The sequence below is a fragment of the Anabaena azotica FACHB-119 genome (assembly GCF_014697625.1).
Lineage (GTDB): Bacteria > Cyanobacteriota > Cyanobacteriia > Cyanobacteriales > Nostocaceae > Trichormus > Trichormus azoticus_A.
The window spans coordinates 70,425-89,640 of the sequence record NZ_JACJSG010000033.1 but is presented as its reverse complement, the minus strand read 5'-3'; the positions used below and the strand labels follow the sequence as shown (position 1 = coordinate 89,640).

At 40.8% G+C, this 19,216-nt stretch carries 16 protein-coding genes; 13 read left to right on the top strand and 3 right to left on the bottom strand.

What is annotated here, in order from left to right; translation table 11 throughout:
* The 13 genes from H6G83_RS22430 to H6G83_RS22370 all read left to right on the top strand — a co-directional run.
* A partial coding sequence (locus tag H6G83_RS22430) for a zinc ribbon domain-containing protein (RefSeq protein WP_190473652.1) occupies positions 1-228 on the top strand: 228 nt, incomplete at its 5' end.
* An 8-nt stretch (positions 229-236) separates the two neighbouring features.
* Positions 237-386 (top strand): peptidoglycan-binding domain-containing protein, encoded by a 150-nt coding sequence (locus H6G83_RS36025; RefSeq protein ID WP_199328549.1) that lies wholly within the window; start codon positions 237-239, stop codon positions 384-386.
* Positions 387-513: 127 nt separating this feature from the next.
* Complete coding sequence (locus tag H6G83_RS22420; RefSeq protein WP_190476186.1) at positions 514-1,002, top strand: cupin domain-containing protein; 489 nt, start codon at positions 514-516, stop codon at positions 1,000-1,002.
* Between the two features lie 576 nt (positions 1,003-1,578).
* Positions 1,579-1,818 (top strand): Mo-dependent nitrogenase C-terminal domain-containing protein, encoded by a 240-nt coding sequence (locus tag H6G83_RS22415; protein WP_190476185.1) that lies wholly within the window; start codon positions 1,579-1,581, stop codon positions 1,816-1,818.
* A complete protein-coding gene (locus H6G83_RS22410) occupies positions 1,800-1,940 on the top strand; it encodes a Mo-dependent nitrogenase C-terminal domain-containing protein (protein ID WP_199328548.1) in 141 nt (46 codons plus the stop codon). The genes H6G83_RS22415 and H6G83_RS22410 overlap by 19 nt, the downstream gene beginning before the upstream one ends.
* 58 nt (positions 1,941-1,998) lie before the next feature.
* Positions 1,999-2,739: a hypothetical protein gene (locus tag H6G83_RS22405; protein WP_190476184.1), complete on the top strand. Its 741-nt coding sequence runs from the start codon at positions 1,999-2,001 to the stop codon at positions 2,737-2,739.
* A 72-nt stretch (positions 2,740-2,811) separates the two neighbouring features.
* Entirely contained in the window at positions 2,812-3,558 is a 747-nt protein-coding gene (locus H6G83_RS22400; RefSeq protein ID WP_190476183.1) for a Spy/CpxP family protein refolding chaperone, read from the top strand.
* Between the two features lie 785 nt (positions 3,559-4,343).
* Positions 4,344-5,687, top strand: coding sequence for an efflux RND transporter periplasmic adaptor subunit (locus H6G83_RS22395; protein ID WP_190476182.1), 1,344 nt, complete (start codon positions 4,344-4,346; stop codon positions 5,685-5,687).
* A gap of 518 nt (positions 5,688-6,205) precedes the next feature.
* The gene (locus H6G83_RS22390) at positions 6,206-9,325 is read left to right on the top strand and encodes an efflux RND transporter permease subunit (protein WP_190476181.1); all 3,120 of its coding nucleotides are present in this window, start codon (positions 6,206-6,208) and stop codon (positions 9,323-9,325) included.
* The gene (locus H6G83_RS22385) at positions 9,322-10,425 is read left to right on the top strand and encodes a 1-aminocyclopropane-1-carboxylate deaminase/D-cysteine desulfhydrase (protein WP_190476180.1); all 1,104 of its coding nucleotides are present in this window, start codon (positions 9,322-9,324) and stop codon (positions 10,423-10,425) included. Before H6G83_RS22390 ends, H6G83_RS22385 begins: the two co-directional genes overlap by 4 nt.
* 346 nt (positions 10,426-10,771) lie before the next feature.
* On the top strand, positions 10,772-14,602 hold the full coding sequence (locus H6G83_RS22380) for an N-6 DNA methylase (RefSeq protein ID WP_190476179.1): 3,831 nt from the start codon (positions 10,772-10,774) through the stop codon (positions 14,600-14,602).
* Between the two features lie 116 nt (positions 14,603-14,718).
* Complete coding sequence (locus H6G83_RS22375; protein WP_190476178.1) at positions 14,719-15,369, top strand: Uma2 family endonuclease; 651 nt, start codon at positions 14,719-14,721, stop codon at positions 15,367-15,369.
* Between the two features lie 57 nt (positions 15,370-15,426).
* Positions 15,427-16,557 (top strand): FUSC family protein, encoded by a 1,131-nt coding sequence (locus H6G83_RS22370; RefSeq protein WP_190476177.1) that lies wholly within the window; start codon positions 15,427-15,429, stop codon positions 16,555-16,557.
* A 77-nt stretch (positions 16,558-16,634) separates the two neighbouring features.
* Here the strand turns inward: H6G83_RS22370 and H6G83_RS22365 are convergent, their stop codons facing one another.
* From H6G83_RS22365 to H6G83_RS22355, 3 genes are all read right to left on the bottom strand, one after another.
* Positions 16,635-17,099: a hypothetical protein gene (locus H6G83_RS22365; RefSeq protein WP_190476176.1), complete on the bottom strand. Its 465-nt coding sequence runs from the start codon at positions 17,097-17,099 to the stop codon at positions 16,635-16,637.
* 166 nt (positions 17,100-17,265) lie between these two features.
* Positions 17,266-17,790, bottom strand: a complete 525-nt coding sequence (locus H6G83_RS22360) for a hypothetical protein (protein ID WP_190476175.1) — start codon at positions 17,788-17,790, stop codon at positions 17,266-17,268.
* A 110-nt stretch (positions 17,791-17,900) separates the two neighbouring features.
* Positions 17,901-18,974, bottom strand: coding sequence for a hybrid sensor histidine kinase/response regulator (locus tag H6G83_RS22355; protein ID WP_190476174.1), 1,074 nt, complete (start codon positions 18,972-18,974; stop codon positions 17,901-17,903).
* Positions 18,975-19,216 lie beyond the last annotated feature (242 nt).

Genomic DNA, 19,216 nt, shown 5'->3' with positions numbered 1-19,216 from the left:
GACGGTACAAGCCAAACCTGCCCCAACTGCAACCACCACACAGGCAAAAAAGACCTGTCTGAGCGAGTGCATCGTTGTCATGAATGTGGATTTGAAACAGACCGCGACGTTGCCGCCGCTATGGTGGTAATGCAGCGTGGTCTTGCAGCCGTAGGGCATACGGTCAAGATGCTTGGTGAGGGGTTAAGCAATAGCTCCCCACTGACCCAAGAATCCCCCGTTTTATAAACGGGGGAGTGTCAACTGATGGCACAACCTTACCTGTGACTGGTAACTATGTGGATGAAACTGTTACTGCTGTTGAGAATTTTCAACAAGCAATGGGTCTTACAGTCGATGGTGTTGTCGGTGCAAATACCTGGGCTGCGTTGATTCGCAATCAATAGTTAACAGCTTAAGGTATTGGTCGCCTGATTATACTAAATTTTTTTAAGTAAAAAGGCGATCGCCTAGATAAATGTTAAAAAATCTTGCTATATCAAAACAAGAACTACAATCAATTTGGAGCTAAAAATGACTATTCAACAGCCCAGTTTTTTACAAACAACTGGTCAAGGTACTTCTTACTGGTTTGCAGAAGATTTATATACCTTCAAAGCAGTGGGTAAAGACACAGAAAACGCTTACACTCTATGTGAAGTGATAATTGCTCCAAAAGGGGGCGGCGCACCACCTCACCGACATTCCCACGATAATGAGTCTTTTTACATATTAGAAGGAGAATTAGAATTTTATCTAGACGGAGAAAGAATCATCGCTACACCGGGAACCTTTATTCATTCCCCTAAAGGACAAATACATCAATTTACTAACAATACCTTTTTACCTGTAAAAATGCTCGTCTGGCAGACACCATCTGGATTTGAGAACTTTATCATAGATGTTGGCAAATCAGCCAATGAGGTTATTTCTGGTGCGCCTCTAAATCCCGTAGATTTGGAAAATATTTTGGCTACAGCGCCTAAGTATGGCATTGAAATTCTTCATCCACCACAATCTTAATACTAATAGGACTTACGCAAGTGTCATAATCAAACTAACTGTAGGGTGCGTCAGCCCCAGTAATTTCGTACAGATTCAAGGATTTTCCACATCTGACGCACCCTACCCCATGTGCCAGTTGCGTAAGTCCTGACTAAATAAAATAGGAATAAATAACAGATGGTGGGGGCGTACAATGTACAGCCCTATATTTATTGCCAAAATGAAATTGATATAACTTCCTTTTAACTTCATCACTAACTTATTCTTCTTCACCCCTATTTATTGACGAAAACTAGAAACTGTAAATATAGAAATTTAACTGTTTTGTGAAGCCAAAACATGAACTTAAATTAGTTCTAGAAAATGAGGAGATAAGTTACTCATCTTCACCCACCTAAACTATAAACCGCGAGAAGATTGAATTAACCAGGACTTACGCAAGTGTCACAATTGGTGGTTGGTGCGTGACGCTACAAGTTTCATGACTACGTTCAAATATTATCGCAGCGTCACACACCCTACAGAAAAAATCTGCCAGTTGCGTAAGTCCTATTAACAAAGAAAACACACAACAACTTTTCAGGGGCATCTACTATGAACTTATATAAATTAGATTTACTCAACCCTATCCGCCACAAACTGGACAACATCGTAATTTGTAATTGCCAACAAGCACAATTATTATGCAGGCTGATTCCTGCTTCCTGCCCATTTGCCAGAGATATCAAGATTTTCGGCGTTGCTGAATCAAGATATGAATTTGTCTCACGCAAAGGCGCAAAGGCGCTAAGTTACAAAGAAAAAGGACGGTCATTTTGCGATTTCATATTCTAATTCAGCAACGCCAGATTTTCAATCATGCGATCGCACATATTCCTCCCTTATGTAAGCTTAACCCTTTATATGAGCAGTTGATGGGATGGCGATTTCGCGCCCAATGTTATCTAGCCCAGTAGGGTCATACATCTGTATGTCCCCACTCCAGTACACATATTCACTAACAAGGAAAAATATATGAAACGTACAGTTACTAGCCTGATTTACTCCAGCATCATCGCTCTAGGAAGCGCAGGTGCAATGATATTACCCAGCCATCCAGTTGCGGCTCGGACAGTACCAGCCGGATATCAAACAGAACGCATTGAATTTGCTCCTGGTGCTGTTTCCACAGTCGTCTATCACGACAGAAACTATTACCCAGTCCGTTATGTATTTAGAGCCAACGCTAATCAATGGATGAGCATCGCCGCTAACTCATCTCAAGCTCCTGTCTATTTAACGATGAGTGGTGCTGATGGTACAAGCATAATTTATGCACCTCAAGAATTAAGAAGTTGGAGTGGTCGCTTACCAAAAACGCAAGACTATTATGTAGAAGTCCTCAAGCCAGCCAATGTTGCTTATAACTTGAGACTGACAATTCCTCCTAATGTTCAACCTAGCGCGGAAAGGCTGCTATTTGCCCCTGGCGCTACTTCTAAAACAGTTAGTGGTACTCTTGCGCCTCACACTTCTCGCTCTTTTTTAGCCAACGCTAGAGATGGACAGTATATGTATGTGAATGTCACTTCACCTGGAGCAAACACTTCTTGGCTCACCCTATATGGAGTCGATGGTACAGTTTTGGCAAACGGTAATATGTCTGGCGCTCAATCTTGGTCTGGACGTTTACCTAGAACTGAAGATTATCACATCCAGGTAGATAACCCAGAATCTTATCCCATCCATTACACCTTAATTGTAAGTATTCGCTAGAAACGCAGGGACGTATATTTTTACGTCCCTACTGCAACATTTCCCACAGCAAAAGTATTTTTTAGGAGATATATGCAATTCAAACTCACTTCTATCTTACTAGGAAGCATGACTGTTGCTAGTCTTGCTGTTCCTCTACAGGCTCATGCGGCTGGGTTCGATTTAATGCAAGGAGTTAATCTAACTCCCCAACAAAAAGCGGAAATTGCTCGAATTAATCAACAGTCTGAGGCTGAACTGGAAAGTATTCTCACACCTCAACAACAAAGCTTATATCAAACTTACAAAGAACATCCTACCAATAAGAGCGATCGCCAAGCTTTCTGGGCGAGTATTACACCTGAGCAGAAAGCTAAACTTCAAGCTTTTTACCACTCAATCAAACTGACGATGAATCCCTTTTACACCCCAAAGCAAGAAAAACAAATGAATCATAACTTACAAGTTATGGTCAATGAACTCAAAGCCGAAAATAAATTACCAAAGACATTTCATTTAGGTTTTTGGCAACCTGTAGCCAGAATTAATCCTCACCAACCTTTACAATTAGAGGTGATTAACCAAACAAATGTTCCCTTGCAATATGGGCTAACAAATGATTCACCTAAGACATTACTTCCGGGAAATTTTGCTGCAATGAATTATGTTGCTCTACCATCTAATGTGTTAATTTATCCTTCTCGGCAAGAAGCTTCCTTAAAATATAATGTGAGTAAAATTGGCAATACAACTATTGTTCAAGTCCGCCAAATTGCTGGAGAAACACCCGGCGATGGTTCACTAACAATCAACCGTACTGGAGCAGTTTACGTCTACTAAGTAGAACAGACTAAATAAATCAAGGTTTGTAGTAGGGACTTTAGTCCGGGGAAAAGGACTTTAGTCCTTACTACTCACTCAATCTTGATAACTTTACAGTACTTAACATAACGTGAGTTCGACCAGCGTTGTTTTGACCTCACCCCCAACCCCTCTCCTACGAGGAGAGGGGAGTAAGAGGGTGAGGTTTTTCGTTTCTCCTCCCTCTCCTACGAGGCTATCCATTACCCGGATCTATCTCAACATTTATGAGAGTGTTCACTCACGTTTTTTCTAACCCTGATTTGTTCGTTGTTGATTCTCAATAAAAACATGATTTTAGCGAGAAGAGAAGGTGCGAATTTGTCAAGCCCCATGAAAAATTGAGTTGGCAAGATGCTTACTAAGCAAGGGTTTTAAGATTGTAAAGAAAGATGTGGGTAATGGATAGCCTACGAGGAGAGGGAGGTTGGGAGGGAGAGGTTTATCGAACTCACGTTAACATAGTTTGATTTATTCTCGACGGTTTACTTAAAGATTTTTACTGAAACATTTATAAGGATGCACAACTATCTGTGTGTCCTGAAAAAAATTGCCTTTTATTTGCGAGAGCGAGAAACGCGCCCGTGGGGTGCTAAGATTTTGCTCATCCCTTGTGGAAGTCCTGCCCAGTCTACGAAATAATGAGTTGCACTGGAAGTCCCTTGTGCAATAAAGCTGTGTAACTTTTCCCTAACTTATCTATCTTCACCCTCAAACCTTAGCTCATGAATGAAACTGGTGTTAAACGAACTTTGGGAAGATAAATGATTAGCAAAATTGCAAATATCAAACCTCCGCCAAAATTTACACCTTTACAAAAAGGTGGTTTGGGTATAGTAATGTTAGGCATTATTTGTTTTTCTATTTGGGCGGTTTTGGGGAAGAAACCTACACAAGTTAAGATAGATAATCACAAAGCTGTGCCTGTGGTGGTAGCTCAAGTCAGTCAAGCAACAGTCCCTTTAGAAATTCATAGTACGGGAACAGTTGCAGCATATTCAACTGTATCAATTAAGTCATTGGTAGATGGGCAACTCACAGGGGTTTACTTTCAACAAGGGCAGCAAGTCAAGAAAGGGCAGTTATTATTTAGAATCGACCCCGCACCTTTTCAGGCAAATTTAGACCAAGCGATCGCCAAACAAGTACAAGCACAGGCGCAAGTACAACAAGCGATCGCCAATTTCCAACAAGCCAAAGAGCAAGTAAACCAAGCCAAGTCTACAAGGGCAAAAGATGCCGCCCAAGCGCGTAATGCAGATATAGAAGCACAACGTTATAGTCATTTATTCCCACAGGGAGCAGTTACCCAAGAACAAGCCCAACAATATCGCACCAGCGCCGATGCAGCCGAAGCCACGGTGGCTGCTGATCAAAGTGCTATCCGTGAAGCGATCGCCTCTGTAGGTTCAGCGAAAGCAAATGTACAGAACGCCCAAGCGAATCTCCAAGCAGCAGGGGCGGCTGTCGCCAGCGCCAAAACTCAACTCGCCTACACCACCATCTATGCACCCATCGATGGACAAACAGGTAATTTACAAGTTAATCAAGGTAACTTAGTTAAGGCTAACGATACCAGTGGATTAGTAGTCATTAAGCAAACACACCCGACTTACGTTTCTTTTTCCATTCCCCAGCAGCAATTACCCGAACTCAGAAAATACATGGTGCAAGGGAAATTAGAAGTAGATGCTGTTATCCCGAATATTTCTACACCGCCCATTCGGGGAGAACTGACTTTTGTTGATAATACCTTTGATGCCAACACCGGCACAATTCAACTCAAAGCCACCTTTACCAATAGCCAAGGACAACTATCACCAGGGGAATTTGTCGATGTGGTGCTGAAATTGGCGCAGTTACCAAAGGCGATCGTTGTCCCTTCCCAAGCATTACAAACTGGACAAAATGGACAGTATGTGTATTTAGTGCAAGCTGACAAAACAGTTGCAGCTCGTCCGGTGCAAGTTGGGGATACGGTGGGTAACGAAACTGTGATTAATCAAGGACTGCAACCAGGGGAACAGGTTGTTACCGATGGGCAATTCAATCTTGCGCCTGGTGTATCGGTGGTTATTCCATCTTCTCACAAATCGCGGTCTTTGTAGTAGCGTGGCAAGGCTAAAATATGGCAATAGATTTGAAAAAAATGGAACGCAGATGAACGCAGATGAACGCAGATGAGCAATTCGCTAATGCACTATTTTAGGCTTGCCAAGCCAGTAGTGAACTGTCTAGACTAAAATGGTGCAATAAAAAATTCTTTTTATCGGCGTGTATCGGCGTGTATCGGCGGTTTTTTGTTTAAATCTATTGCACTATTTTAGCCCGGTCACGCTACTGGACTGTCAAGGCTAAAATGTTGCATAAATATAACTTTTGTGGTGTGGGCATCCTGCCCGCACCGGACGGGCAAGATGCCCATCCCACAAGAAAAGAATAATGCACTATTTTAGCCCGGTCACGCTACTGGACTGTCAAGGCTAAAATGTGGCAATAGATTTGATAATATTAACCGCCGATACACGCCGATTAACGCCGATAATAAAGAATTGAGATTTTTCGCGCTATGCACAAGTTTAATCTTGCCACGCCAGTATGGGCGTAATAAGTAATATTTTTAGCCATGAATCTTCCTTCCCTCTTCATTCGCCGCCCAATTATGACCACCTTGGTGATGTTGGCAATTCTCATTTTTGGGCTGATGAGTTACTTTATGTTACCCGTCAGCGACTTACCGAGTATGGATTTTCCCACAATTTCTGTATCTGCTAGTTTACCTGGAGCCAGCCCGGAAACGATGGCGGCTTCTGTAGCCACGCCTTTAGAACAGCAATTTTCCACAATTGCGGGACTTGATTCGATGAACTCCACCAGTTCTAAAGGAAGTAGCCAAATTGTCCTACAATTTAGTTTGAGTCGAGATATTGATGGTGCAGCCCTGGATGTACAAGCGGCGATCGCTCAAGCAACTAAGCAATTACCGAGTGATATGCCTAGCCCTCCATCATATAAGAAGGTGAACCCTGCACAGCAACCAATTCTCTATATCACCCTCAGTTCCGATTTATTGCCACTATATCAGATAGATAAGTATGCAGAGGAGACATTAGCAGAACGCTTGTCAATGGTGGATGGGGTGGCGCAGGTGTTGGTTTATGGTTCGCAAAAGTATGCAGTACGCATCAATGTTGACCCCCAATCGTTAAAAGCCAAAGGATTAGGTATTGATGATGTTGCCAAAGCGATCGCCCAAAATAACGCAGATTTACCTACAGGCAATCTCTACGGTAATCACAAGAATTATACTGTCCAAGCTAATGGTCAACTGCTCAACGCTGAGGATTATCGCGCCTTGACGGTGGCTTATAGTAATGGTGCGCCTGTGCATTTGGGTGATTTGGGTCAAGTAGTTGATAGTGTGCAGAATGATAAAATCGCCAGTTGGTATTTTGCTCAACAAGGGGAGATTCCTAAACGCTCGATTATTTTGGCAATTCAACGTCAGCCTGGAACCAACACTATAGAAATTGTTGATGCTGTTAAGACGTTGCTACCCAAGTTGCGATCGCAAATTCCCACGGCTGTGAATATGGATATTTTCTACGACCGTTCGCAAAATATCCGCGACTCAGTTAATGATGTCAAATTCACCCTATTACTCACCATTTGTTTGGTAGTGTTGGTTATCTTCCTGTTTCTGCGAAATCTCCAAGCGACCTTAATTCCCAGCGTCACTGTCCCTCTATCTTTGGTAGCTACTTTTGCCGTGATGTTACTGCTGGGGTTTTCCCTTGATACCCTTTCCCTGATGGCGTTAACTTTAAGCGTGGGTTTTGTCGTAGATGATGCGGTGGTAGTGTTAGAGAACATTGTCCGTCACATGGAGATGGGCGAAAGTCGTCTGCAAGCAGCCATCAACGGTTCCACAGAAATAGGTGGCACAATTATTTCCATGACCTTATCCCTAGTAGCGGTGTTCATTCCCATGTTATTTATGCCGGGTATATTGGGGAGGTTATTTCATGAGTTCGCTGTTACCATCGCCGCCGCCATTCTCGTGTCTGGGTTGCTTTCCCTCAGCTTAACGCCGATGTTATGTAGCCGATTTTTGCAGTCGGAACATCACCCAGTAGAGAAAGAGAAGGAAAATCAGGGCTTTTCCCTCCGCTTTTACGCCTGGAGTCTGCGCCAGTCCTTAAAATATCACCGCACAACCATGATAATTTCAGCTGTGATTTTGTTGGCGACAGTATACTTATTTGCGATCGCTTCTAAGGGTTTCCTTCCTAGTGATGATAAGGGATTGATTTTGGCACAAACCCAAGCCGCACAAGATATTTCCTTCGCGGATATGATTAAGCATCAACAAGCAGTAGCACAAATTATTCGCAATGATCCCAATGTGGATGTACTGAACTCAATTGTGGGAACATCAGTTACAGGGACAGGCGGAAATAACACGGGAATTATTGTTATCCGCCTTAAACCTGCTTCCCAAAGACATCTCAACGCTGATGAGGTGGTTCAGGAATTGCAACCCAAACTATTACAAGAACCGGGTATTAAAGCCTTCTTAATCAATCCCCCAACGATTAATATCGGTGGTAAGCAAACAAACGCTCAATATCAGTTTTCCTTACAAAGCACTAACTTACAAGACCTGTACAAATATACGCCCATATTGCAAGCTAAACTTAGCCAAATACCAGGGTTACAAGATGTTAACAGTGATTTACAAGTTGATAATCCCCAGGTAAATGTAGAGATTAATCGCGATCGCGCCAACGCCCTTGGTTTAACTTCCCAACAAATAGAAACCGCCTTGGGTGATGCCTATGGGACTTTGCAAGTATCCACCATCTACGCCCCAGATAACGAGTATGAGGTCATATTAGGACTGTTACCACAATATCAACAAGACCCGAATGCGTTAAATTTGTTATCAATTCGCGCTCCTAATGGGCAACTTGTGCCTTTAAATGCCGTTGCCACCTTAACCAAAGGCGTAGGCTCATTAACTGTTAACCACCAAGGACAACTCCCCGCCACCACCATTTCCTTTAACCTCAAACTCGGTGTATCTCTGGGCGATGTCACAGACAAAATCCAACAAGTAGCCCGTGACACCCTACCCGCCACCATTACCACCAGCTTTCAGGGTTCAGCCCAAGTATTCCAATCTTCCATCGCTGGTTTGGGATTACTGTTATTAGTAGCAATTTTAGTCATTTACATTGTGCTGGGGATTCTCTATGAAGACTATATCCACCCCTTGACGATTTTATCTAGTCTACCTTCTGCTGGGTTTGGTGCATTGCTCACACTGATATTGTTCCATATTGACCTCAACATTTACGCCTTTATCGGCATCATCTTATTAGTAGGCATTGTCAAGAAAAACGGCATCATGATGATTGACTTTGCAATGGAAACCCAACGCCACACAGATAAATCTCCCCGTGATGCCATTTACGAAGCCTGTTTAGTCCGGTTCCGCCCTATTATGATGACCACAATGGCAGCTTTGATGGGAACATTACCCATCGCCTTGGGTTTAGGTGCGGGTGCAGAGTCACGCCGACCTTTAGGGATGGCTGTAGTAGGAGGTTTGTTATTCTCTCAACTGCTGACACTGTATATTACACCTGTGTTCTACACCTATATGGAAGCGTTGCGGAGAAGCTTGGAACACCGCAGTCCAAAAAAACATTTACCTGTTCCCTATTCCCTACCAACAAAATGATTCCTCTATTTCAAGCTTATCCCCAATTAAAAACTCAGCTTCCTTATGTATCTTTAGCTGAATTACCAACTCCAATACATCAGCTAAATAACTTAGGAGAAATGGTGAATGCAGAACAACTTTACATTAAACGAGATGATGTAAGTGGTTTAATTTATGGTGGTAACAAGATTCGCAAATTAGAATTTTTGTTAGCAGATGCTATCAAGCAACAAGCAAAGCGGGTAATAACCTTTGGCTTTGCTGGGTCTAATCATGCCTTAGCAACAGCAATTTATGCTCATTTTCTGGGCATTCATACTACTTCAATGTTGATGCCCCAAATCAATGCTCAATATGTCCGGCGTAATTTACTTGCGAGTCATGATTACGGTGCAGATATTCATCAACATCAGACGCAACTGGAATTAGCAATTCACACAGCATATCAACTTATTCACTACACTTTAAAAGAAGGTCATATACCTTATATTATTGCCCCTGGTGGTTCTTCACCGTTGGGTGCGATCGCTTATGTGAATGCAGCATTTGAATTAAAAGAACAAATTGTCCAAGGTCAGATACCTGAACCCGATTTTATTTATCTGCCATTAGGAACTATGGGGACGGCTGTAGGACTGGTACTAGGTTTAAAAGCTATCGGTTTAAAGACAAAGGTCATCGGCGTGCGAGTTGTGGAAGCACAATTTGCTAATGAACAGAAAATGGTCAATTTGTTTAATCGTACCAACTCACTTTTACACTCGCTAGACCCTGATTTTCCTATCTTAAAAATAGCTGAAAAAGATTTTTGTATTTCTTTAGACTTCTTTGGCAAAAATTATGCTCAGTTTACAGAATCAGGCATGAAAGCCATGATGCTAATGAATGAGTATGAAAAAATTCCTTTAGATGGCACATATACTGGCAAGACATTCGCCGCTTTAATTCACGATATTAACCAAGAAGATATCAAACATAAAGTAATTCTTTTCTGGAATACCTATAACTCTAGAAATTTACCATCAGCTTCTATTAGTGAAGACTTTCATCATCTGCCTCAATCTTTGCATCATTATTTTATAGATAATCTCCAACCTTTAGACCAACTTTATAAATAAGGTAATTTTTAGCAGCGACCCATCAACAAGATGCAAACCTCAAATTACTAACCCAATCCCCTGCGATCGCAATTACGATTATCATCTCCTGGTTCGCAGAGGTATATACTTGGGCAATTTCAGCCGTCTGATGGGGGTTTACGGAAGCGATCGCTATTGCGTGAAACAGGAGAAAGACTTGAAAGCCTTGTACAGTCGAGGTTTTATGATTTGAAGTTCAAAGTAAAAACTTCGACACTCACAGTTCAAAGGTTGAAGATGGATTTTTGTAATTAAATTGTTGAGGTTTAAAGACAATTACCCAAATAGTCAGGTAGAATAACAGCCGACTTGTCAAAATATGGCTATGGCTCAATCAACCAACTTCGATGATTTTCTCACTGCTTTCTTTGGCATATTTACCCAGAACAGCTTTCGTAAAGCTGATTTTCTGGCATATTTGCATCGTTCATCAAGTCAGCGTAGCGGTGATGAAGCGTCAGTGGTTGATAATGCGATCGTTAGTCCACTGTTAGGAATTTTAGGTTTTCCACGGGGAGAACAAGCATACAATCGCCAAGACAAAAGTAATCGTCCTGACTTTGCGCCTGAAGATGCGGTTTATGGCACTTGCTTTATAGTAGAGAACAAGAATACAGCCATAGATTTAACATTTGATATCAATAATCCCGATAGTCATCTTTCCCAATTAACGAGATATACCAGTGCGGCGGCTGTACGTCTGGGTTGGTTAACGAATGGCAGACAGTTGACTGTTTGGCGGTTTGATGATAATCGCAATCCTAGCAAAATTATTGATTTGGATATTCCTGCGGCGATCGCACAGTGGAATAATGGAGGAGCATCAGCCCTTTCTGATCATACTAAAACTTCTTTAAGAGATTTATATGACCTTTGCCGCAAAGAATCTTTCACCAATTTAGAGCGATTAGAAGCAGAAATTGCCATTGATTTGGCACAATGGCAACAGCAAGCTTTAGTTTTGGGAAATGGCGGAAATGGTGAGACAGTTTTAGTTGAGGCGCTGCAATCATTGGTGCTGGAGTTACAGCAAGATGCTAGGCGAAGGCTGGAGACTCATTTTACTCGGTATAATCAATACCTGGAACGTGGTAATCGTTTATTAGATAATTCCCAAGATACGGCTACTCAAGAGTTAGAAGAACTGAGACGAAGGATATTTGAGGTACTTAACCGCATTGACCCAATACTCAATTTAGAACCTCAAGAGCGTGAAAACATTACCAGTATTTTAACTAGAGCCGAGCAAAATGCTAGAGCATTTGTCAGCCCGAAAGATATGTTAGCTGAGGTATTAAAAATACTCAATCAGGCATTAGCCAGAAAGCACGCTAATCAACCTAAGTCTGCTAAACCCCAGGACAAAATATCAGATATTGATCCATCGCTGCATGATAATTTAGAAAAATACGCTAATCAAGTCTTTCGTTGGCATCAGCGACAAGCAACACTGCGACAAGAATATCAAAAAGATATTGCAGTACATGATAATTATACCGTTTGGTTGGCATTAGTACAAGAGACAATGTTGGGTGGTTTGAATGAAACCCAGTGCCAAAATGAATTTGCTTTACAAGCGGCTTATGTAGTGTTTATTCGTTTGCTGTTGATTCGAGTTTGTGAAGATAAGGAAATTTTCCCCAATAGGTTTGTATCAGATGGTGGAATCAAGCATTGGCAAGAAGATATTCAAAGATATTGGGTATTTGCAACTGGAAACCCCTATAGTCCGTTGTTGGACATGGCTTATCGCAATGCTCAAAATATTTATGCTCATTTTTTTACAGGGCGAGAGTTGTTTAATTGGTATGAGTTAGACAAGCAGCAATTAATTATGACATTACATCAACTCAGCCGTTTTAACTTTGCTGGAGTTGATTCAGATATTGTCGGTACTGTTTACAACACTTATGTTAACCGTAAAGAAAAACGCGAAAAAGGACAATATTACACACCTCCTGAAATTGTTAATTACATTCTTGATGAAGTGGGATATACAAGCGGAACAGCAATTATCGGTGATAAGAAACGTTTAATTGATCCTGCTTGTGGTAGTGGTTCGTTTTTAGTCGCTGCTGCTAAACGTCTAGTCGCAGCTTATAAAGGTAATGCTCAACAAATAGAAGATCCGGCGGCAGTTTTGCAACGGGTTCAAAATAATTTATATGGATTTGATTTAAACCCCTTTGCTTGTTATTTAGCAGAGGTAAATTTACTCATTCAAGTTTTAGATTTGGTGAAACTTGCCTATGAAAAAGGGCAGCCACAACCAATTCAACGATTTCACATTTATAATGTAGATGCCCTAGCGCGTCCTACAGGTACATATCGCTATGCACTATTTAATACGCTGATTGCTGAAGAAAGCGATCAGGTAGATCAAATAAAAAGTCGTGCGCCCAATACACCTTATGCTGATGGTTTTGCATTTGTTGTAGCAAATCCCCCCTATGGAGCAAAACTCAGTGATGCTTATAAAGACATTCTACGAGCAGATTATGCAGATGTATTTTATGGACAACCAGACACTTATGTTTTCTTTCTCAAACTTGGTATTGAGTTATTAGCTACAAATGGCAAGCTGGGATTTATTACACCGAATACCTACTTAATGGGAGCGAATGCTGTCCCTTTGCGAAGAGAGTTAATGAGTGCAGGCAGAATTAATCAAATTGTAGATTTACCTCAAGGCATTTGGCTAGATGCTAATGTAGATTGTGTTTTACTCTTCTTAACTTACGAGTCTGACCAAGAATTTCGTAAATCCCAGCAGGTACAGATTAATCTTTTAGGCGTTGATGATACTCTAGACAGATTAATAGCAAAAAACTGGTCTGAAACACTAGTTCAACAACAGTCTAAATGGATGGAGCATGAACGATATGAAATCGATATCCGATTTGATGCGTTGATAGATCAGATTGAACAAGCTTGCCAAATAACAATTAACACTAATGGTAATTCTACAAAAATTCAACGTCTTGAAGACGTAACTGATAGTTCGCCAGGACTGAAACCTTACGGAACTAAAACTGATAGTCAAGCAAATTTATATGTCAGACCTCGTAGAGATGTTCCATATAATGAGGGAAACTGGCAACCTTTTCTTGATGGTAGTAGTTTTGTTGGACGTTATGAATTACGTTGGGGCATTTTGCAACCACATATAAACTATGGTGCTTGGCTTGATCGCCCTCGAAAATCAAAATATTTTGATGAGCCTAAAATTATTCTTGTACGTTTAAGAAATAAGGCTCTTAAAAGACGCTTGGTGGCAACATACGATGATACTGGTTATTATAACCGTGACAATTATAATAACATTATTGCAACCGGAAATGGAACTTATGAATTAAAGTATATTTTAGCAATTTTTAACTCTGCTTTGCTAAATTATTGGTATTCTAGAAAATTTGATAATGTTAATATTAACCCTGCCACCTTTCGTCAACTACCTATTTACCCTGCTGATGCTCAAACACAAGCTGAATTTGTGGAATTAGTAGATAAAATATTGGCAAGACATGCAACAATCAATCAACTAAGAGAGCAGGGATACACTATTAAACATAAACGTGATGGAAGTAAAGTTATTGAAGTGCCATATAATCACCTGCTAGCTGAAATTCAACAGGCAAATCCCAACTTTTCAACTTTGAGTTTATTTGATGCCAAAGCTGCACAACTTTTTACCATCCCAGAAAGTTGTGATATTCAGGAAACTATTAGCAGTAATGTTTTTATCCCTCCCAAATATCCAAATACAGTTGTTTTACGCCGTGATAAACTCTGGTTAGAAGTCCCTGATGAGGATGTAAGGATATTTATACAAGGTTATTTAAAAAGTCCTCTCTGGCAAGGCAAAAATTGGGCTGAAATTAAGAACATAGCGCAAATTCCCGCAGAAGTTAGCGATCGCAGTTTCTTTTTTGCTAAAGAAGCACAAAAAAAAGCTGAGATTCAAACTCTACTAGATGAAGTAGCCCAAATTGATGCGGAAATTGATAAGAAAGTGCTTGACCTGTATGGCATTACTAACCCAGCAGATAGACAACGCATCTTAGGTAGCGCACCAATGCTAGAAGAGGAAGAAGAAAATGAGGACTCAACAGCAGCAGAAAATGGGCAAGATGAAGCAAATTCTGAATTAGAATAAAGCTTATATATCTTTTGTGAGTTAGGAAGCGATCGCCCTCCAACCACCATCATCCAAGCAAAAGACTGAGAATGTGAGTTACAACAGATATAGCTTACTGGCAAAAGGGTGAGGCAATGAGTGAAACTCAAACCCAGTTAACAACGGATACATGGATTCCTGCTTCTTGGCAAGAATATTTGCAGACACTCACCGAACTACAGACCGAAAAGGGGAAAAGCTACTACTATAAGGGGTACATGAGGCTGGAGATGCCACCAGTTAGTTTTGATCATGGTAATGACCATGTGGTAATTATTTTTGCTGTGACTCTATTTGCAACACTTAGAGGAATTTTCGCTACAGGTTTAGATACTACAACCTTTCGGAAAACTGGTGTTCAGGATTGCCAGCCAGATGTGGCTTACTATCTGGGAGAAAACGCCCAAGTTATCCCTAATGGTACAGGGATTGTCAACCTCGATCGCTACCCAGCACCGGATTTAGTTATTGAGATTGCAAACACATCTTTACTCGATGACTTGGGAACAAAGCGAAGTCTTTATGAAGAATTAGGCGTTGCTGAATACTGGGTGGTAGATGTACAAAATGCCCAAATCATTGCCTATGCTATGGCAGATCAAGGTAGTAAACGTATTCAAGAATCGCAGGTTTTGCCTGGATTGGTAATTGCTATTTTAGAGGAAGCCTTACGCCGTAGTCGTCAAATGAATCAATCTCAAGTAGGTGCTTGGCTATTGAGTCAGTTTCAGCCACAGCAGCGTTAAGCCTTGGCATTTTGGAGTATTGTTAGTTTGATATAAGCTAGTATAACTGAGATATTCATGGCAAAGTCAACTAATAGACTCCCCTCTGAAGCTAGCCCAGTCAAAAAGAACATTATCTCCAAATTAACAACTTGGGCTACTACGCCCAAAGGAATGTCAACGCTACTTCTGGGTAAAATGGCGTTCAAAATGGCGATCGCATCAGCCATATCTCTAATTATTGCTCAAGGGTTGCGTTGGGAATATCCATTTTATGCAGTGATAGCAGCAATTATCGTCATGTCATCTACCCACGGTAGTACCTTGAAGCTAGGTATTCAGCGATTAATTGGTACAACTATCGGTGCGGTAGCGGGAGCGATTTTTGCGATCGCTTTAGGTAGCAATTCATTATCATTATTATTGTGTGTTTTCCTCACCGTATTTTTCGCTTCCTACTTTAAATTTAATGAAGCGGCAAAATTAGCAGGATATATTGCAGCGATCGTCATTTTAAGCCATAGCCAATCTCCTTGGATTTATGCTTGGCACAGATATTTAGAAACCTTCTTAGGTATTGCTGTCGCCTTGGTGGTAAACAATTTGATTTTTCCGGCTCGTGCTGGTACAGAATTGAGACGTTACCTATCTCAAACGCTAGTGCATTTGGAGGAGTTTTATAGGTTGGTTGTAAACTGTGCCTTGACAGGCAATTATGATCGTGCAAGTGTTGATGGATTGAAACTGAATATAATTAATTCACTATTGGCAGAAAGAGAGTTATGGAACGAAGTCAGACAAGGACAAACTAACGAACCAATAGACACAAGAATAAATGAAGCTTGGGAGTTCTTAATTCGTAGAATTTGGGAACACATCCTCGCTATGGAACATACTGTACTAGCAAGACAACAGGATAATTTTTGGCAGATGCTTTCACCGCAAATTACCCAATTAGCACAGGTAACTCAAAACGCAATGCTGAGTTTGGCAACAGCCGTTAAATTCCCCGAATCTCATCTATCTTTGCCAGAGATAGAGGTTGCAATTGCTAATGCTACCCAAGAACTGAACCAACAGCCAGAAATTCAGCAAACAAATTCTTCAATGGATGAATTACTGCGTTTTTTCACCTTCTTTTACACACAAGAAGAAGTAGGTAGAAAGTTACAAAGAATGGCAGCCTTGCTTAATCCAAGTAATTCTTAATTAAGTTCATAGCAGCTATTATCAATGATAAAAGTGCTATCTCTCTTGTGAGAAATGACACTTTTTTTATCTTTTAATTAGGCTGTTATTGGCGTACCGAAAAATTGATTAGTATTTTGTGGTTGAGTAAATTCTAGATATTGATTACTAAGTTTAGGTGGAAGTAATTCCAAAAGTAGTTGATTCTCAACCCAAAATTCCACTACTTTGAAAGGGCCGCGATCGCACAATTGTACAAACCATCCTTCTCGGTTAGCAATTTGCTCAATTTGTTCTTGCTCAACAGAGACAGAAATGGCTGCATGAAATGGCGAAAGTTTAGGCGAAATTGAACTTTGGACAACATCTCGATTCCCAGTAGTAGGAGCTAATTTAGTTCCCAACGGATAGATTTCAATAGCTGTCCCATGCTCATCAAAATCTCTCACAATGTAACCGCCGGAAATCCGACTGAATGAATAGACAGCACCATGCCAAAGTTCTGCTAAAGCATGGGCAACGCGAAGTGGATTTTTGGCGGCAATAGATATATGGTGAATCATCAGGATTTGGTATTACATGAATAAATTTCCGGCGATATTTATAGCAGTAACCACATAGGTTAGGACAAGGATGAATTATATAATCTTTATGGCAAGCGGCTTTTCAACCTATCACCTGTCACCTGTCACCTGTCCCCTCCTATACATCAAAGTTTGAGTGAAAAAATCAATCACCATTCAAATCATCAACAGTATCTCTCACAGCAGCGATCGCCGTAAAATGTTTGGCTTGATTAATCTCAACTTCAGCTTTATTCCGCCAACTAAGTACAAAGTTGTTATCTTCTTCTCTTGCTATATCCTGATTAGCAGCATTGAGTAATTGATAAATCTGTTGAAACTTATCTCGATGGTTGAGTGAAGTATCTACTGCTGGATAATTATTTGTATTTTTACCATCCAAAACACTAGCAACTTCAATATCTTGGATGGCACTACGAACATATTTAGCCGCATCTCTCATTTCTGGAGTAACATTAAATTCATCAGCAGTTTCTAGCAGTGATTCAGCTTTACGTAAATCACTACGAGCATGAATATAATAGGGATGATTCCCAGGGATATCAGCTAATGCAATGCCATGACCTAAACAAATTGATATTACGCCAGTTAAAAGACCAATGGTAGGGATTCTACGGGTAAGCATAATTCTGAGGTAAGCTATTTCATAGCTTGGCGAGTTGATTTTCATTTATATTGTGATTTTGATAAAGTCAATTCGGGATGAAGAAAGATAAGTTATTGAAAAGATAAAAAATATTCGTCGTAGGGGCGCACAGATGTGCGCCCCTACTCCTACAATCAAATTTCCACAATTACAACTGCACCTTGCGGCTGATTATCCTCAATTGTAATAATACCGCCATGCGCCTCAACCACCATTTGACAAAATGCCAAACCTAAACCAATTTGCGAAGTCCCCCTAATTAAACTACCAGATTCATATTGAGTAAAAATAGATTGCTGTAAATCTTTATTAATACCTACACCTTCATCTGTGAAACGAATAATTGCTTTTTTCTCAGATTCCTCTGGATAATCAATTGCTAATATAATGGTGCTGTGTGTAGGGGATGATTGAATTGCATTAGTAATGAGAATATCCAGCAAGCGATGAAATAACTCAGCATCAATAGTTAGCCAACGTCCTTGTTGGGGTAATTTAGTGATAAGTTGGATTTGTTTAGAATTAGCGATCGCCCCAAAATTCTCAACTACTACTTCTACTAATTCGTTTAAGTCTACTTCCACTGGATTTAATACCAGTTTGCCAGATTCCATTTTGGCTAACCGTAGCAAACCGTTAATAATTGTATCAATCTCTAGTCCGGCTTTGTGAATCATTTCGGCGCGTTCTTTATCTTTGGTATCTAAATTACTTTGTAGTAGCAAATGAGTACCCAACAACACCGTAGACATGGGTTGACGTATATCTTCTACCACAAGTTTAGATAAATCCCGCCGCAAATTGACGCTGGCTTGGAGTGCGTCGTATTGTTGTTTAATTCGCAACATAGAACGGACACGCGCCCGTAATTCTACCCCATTTATCGGCTTGGTGAGGAAATCATCAGCACCAGCCGCCAGCGATCGCGCCAAGTCTTCCTTCGAGTCCAAAGCTGTCACAATAATAATAGGGATTGGTTTCCATTGGGAATTAGCTTTAATGCGGCGACAAGTTTCAATCCCATCAATTTCCGGCATCATCACATCTAAGAGAATGACATCAGGTAAACTAGATGCCAATTGACTCAGCACTTCTTTACCACTGTTGAAGTAAGTCAGGTGATATCCTTCCCGCCGTAGCAACAACTCAATTACCTCAAAACCATTCGGTTCGTCATCCACTACCCATACAGACTGTTTGCGTTCCATAGGATTTATTAAATTGAATTTATATGCAAAAACGTGGTTGTGAATAATACAAAGAGAAACTTGGCAATTGCTCAATAAAAATGACCACTGTCATATTTGTACATGGCACAGGTGCAAGGTAAAGCGAATACCAGGAAACCTTTAATTATTCATGAGCATACAATTGTATAGCAGGGGACAGGTGACAGGGGACATGGGTAGGGTGCGTCAGATGTAGAAAATCCTTGAATGTGTACGAAATT

Coding starts and splice junctions, on each gene's coding strand:
- H6G83_RS22420 (WP_190476186.1), top strand. CDS start 514: ATGACTATTCAACAGCCCAGTTTTTTACAAACAACTGGTCAAGGTACT.
- H6G83_RS22415 (WP_190476185.1), top strand. CDS start 1,579: ATGAACTTATATAAATTAGATTTACTCAACCCTATCCGCCACAAACTG.
- H6G83_RS22405 (WP_190476184.1), top strand. CDS start 1,999: ATGAAACGTACAGTTACTAGCCTGATTTACTCCAGCATCATCGCTCTA.
- H6G83_RS22400 (WP_190476183.1), top strand. CDS start 2,812: ATGCAATTCAAACTCACTTCTATCTTACTAGGAAGCATGACTGTTGCT.
- H6G83_RS22395 (WP_190476182.1), top strand. CDS start 4,344: ATGATTAGCAAAATTGCAAATATCAAACCTCCGCCAAAATTTACACCT.
- H6G83_RS22390 (WP_190476181.1), top strand. CDS start 6,206: ATGAATCTTCCTTCCCTCTTCATTCGCCGCCCAATTATGACCACCTTG.
- H6G83_RS22385 (WP_190476180.1), top strand. CDS start 9,322: ATGATTCCTCTATTTCAAGCTTATCCCCAATTAAAAACTCAGCTTCCT.
- H6G83_RS22380 (WP_190476179.1), top strand. CDS start 10,772: ATGGCTCAATCAACCAACTTCGATGATTTTCTCACTGCTTTCTTTGGC.
- H6G83_RS22375 (WP_190476178.1), top strand. CDS start 14,719: ATGAGTGAAACTCAAACCCAGTTAACAACGGATACATGGATTCCTGCT.
- H6G83_RS22370 (WP_190476177.1), top strand. CDS start 15,427: ATGGCAAAGTCAACTAATAGACTCCCCTCTGAAGCTAGCCCAGTCAAA.
- H6G83_RS22365 (WP_190476176.1), bottom strand. CDS start 17,099: ATGATTCACCATATATCTATTGCCGCCAAAAATCCACTTCGCGTTGCC.
- H6G83_RS22360 (WP_190476175.1), bottom strand. CDS start 17,790: ATGAAAATCAACTCGCCAAGCTATGAAATAGCTTACCTCAGAATTATG.
- H6G83_RS22355 (WP_190476174.1), bottom strand. CDS start 18,974: ATGGAACGCAAACAGTCTGTATGGGTAGTGGATGACGAACCGAATGGT.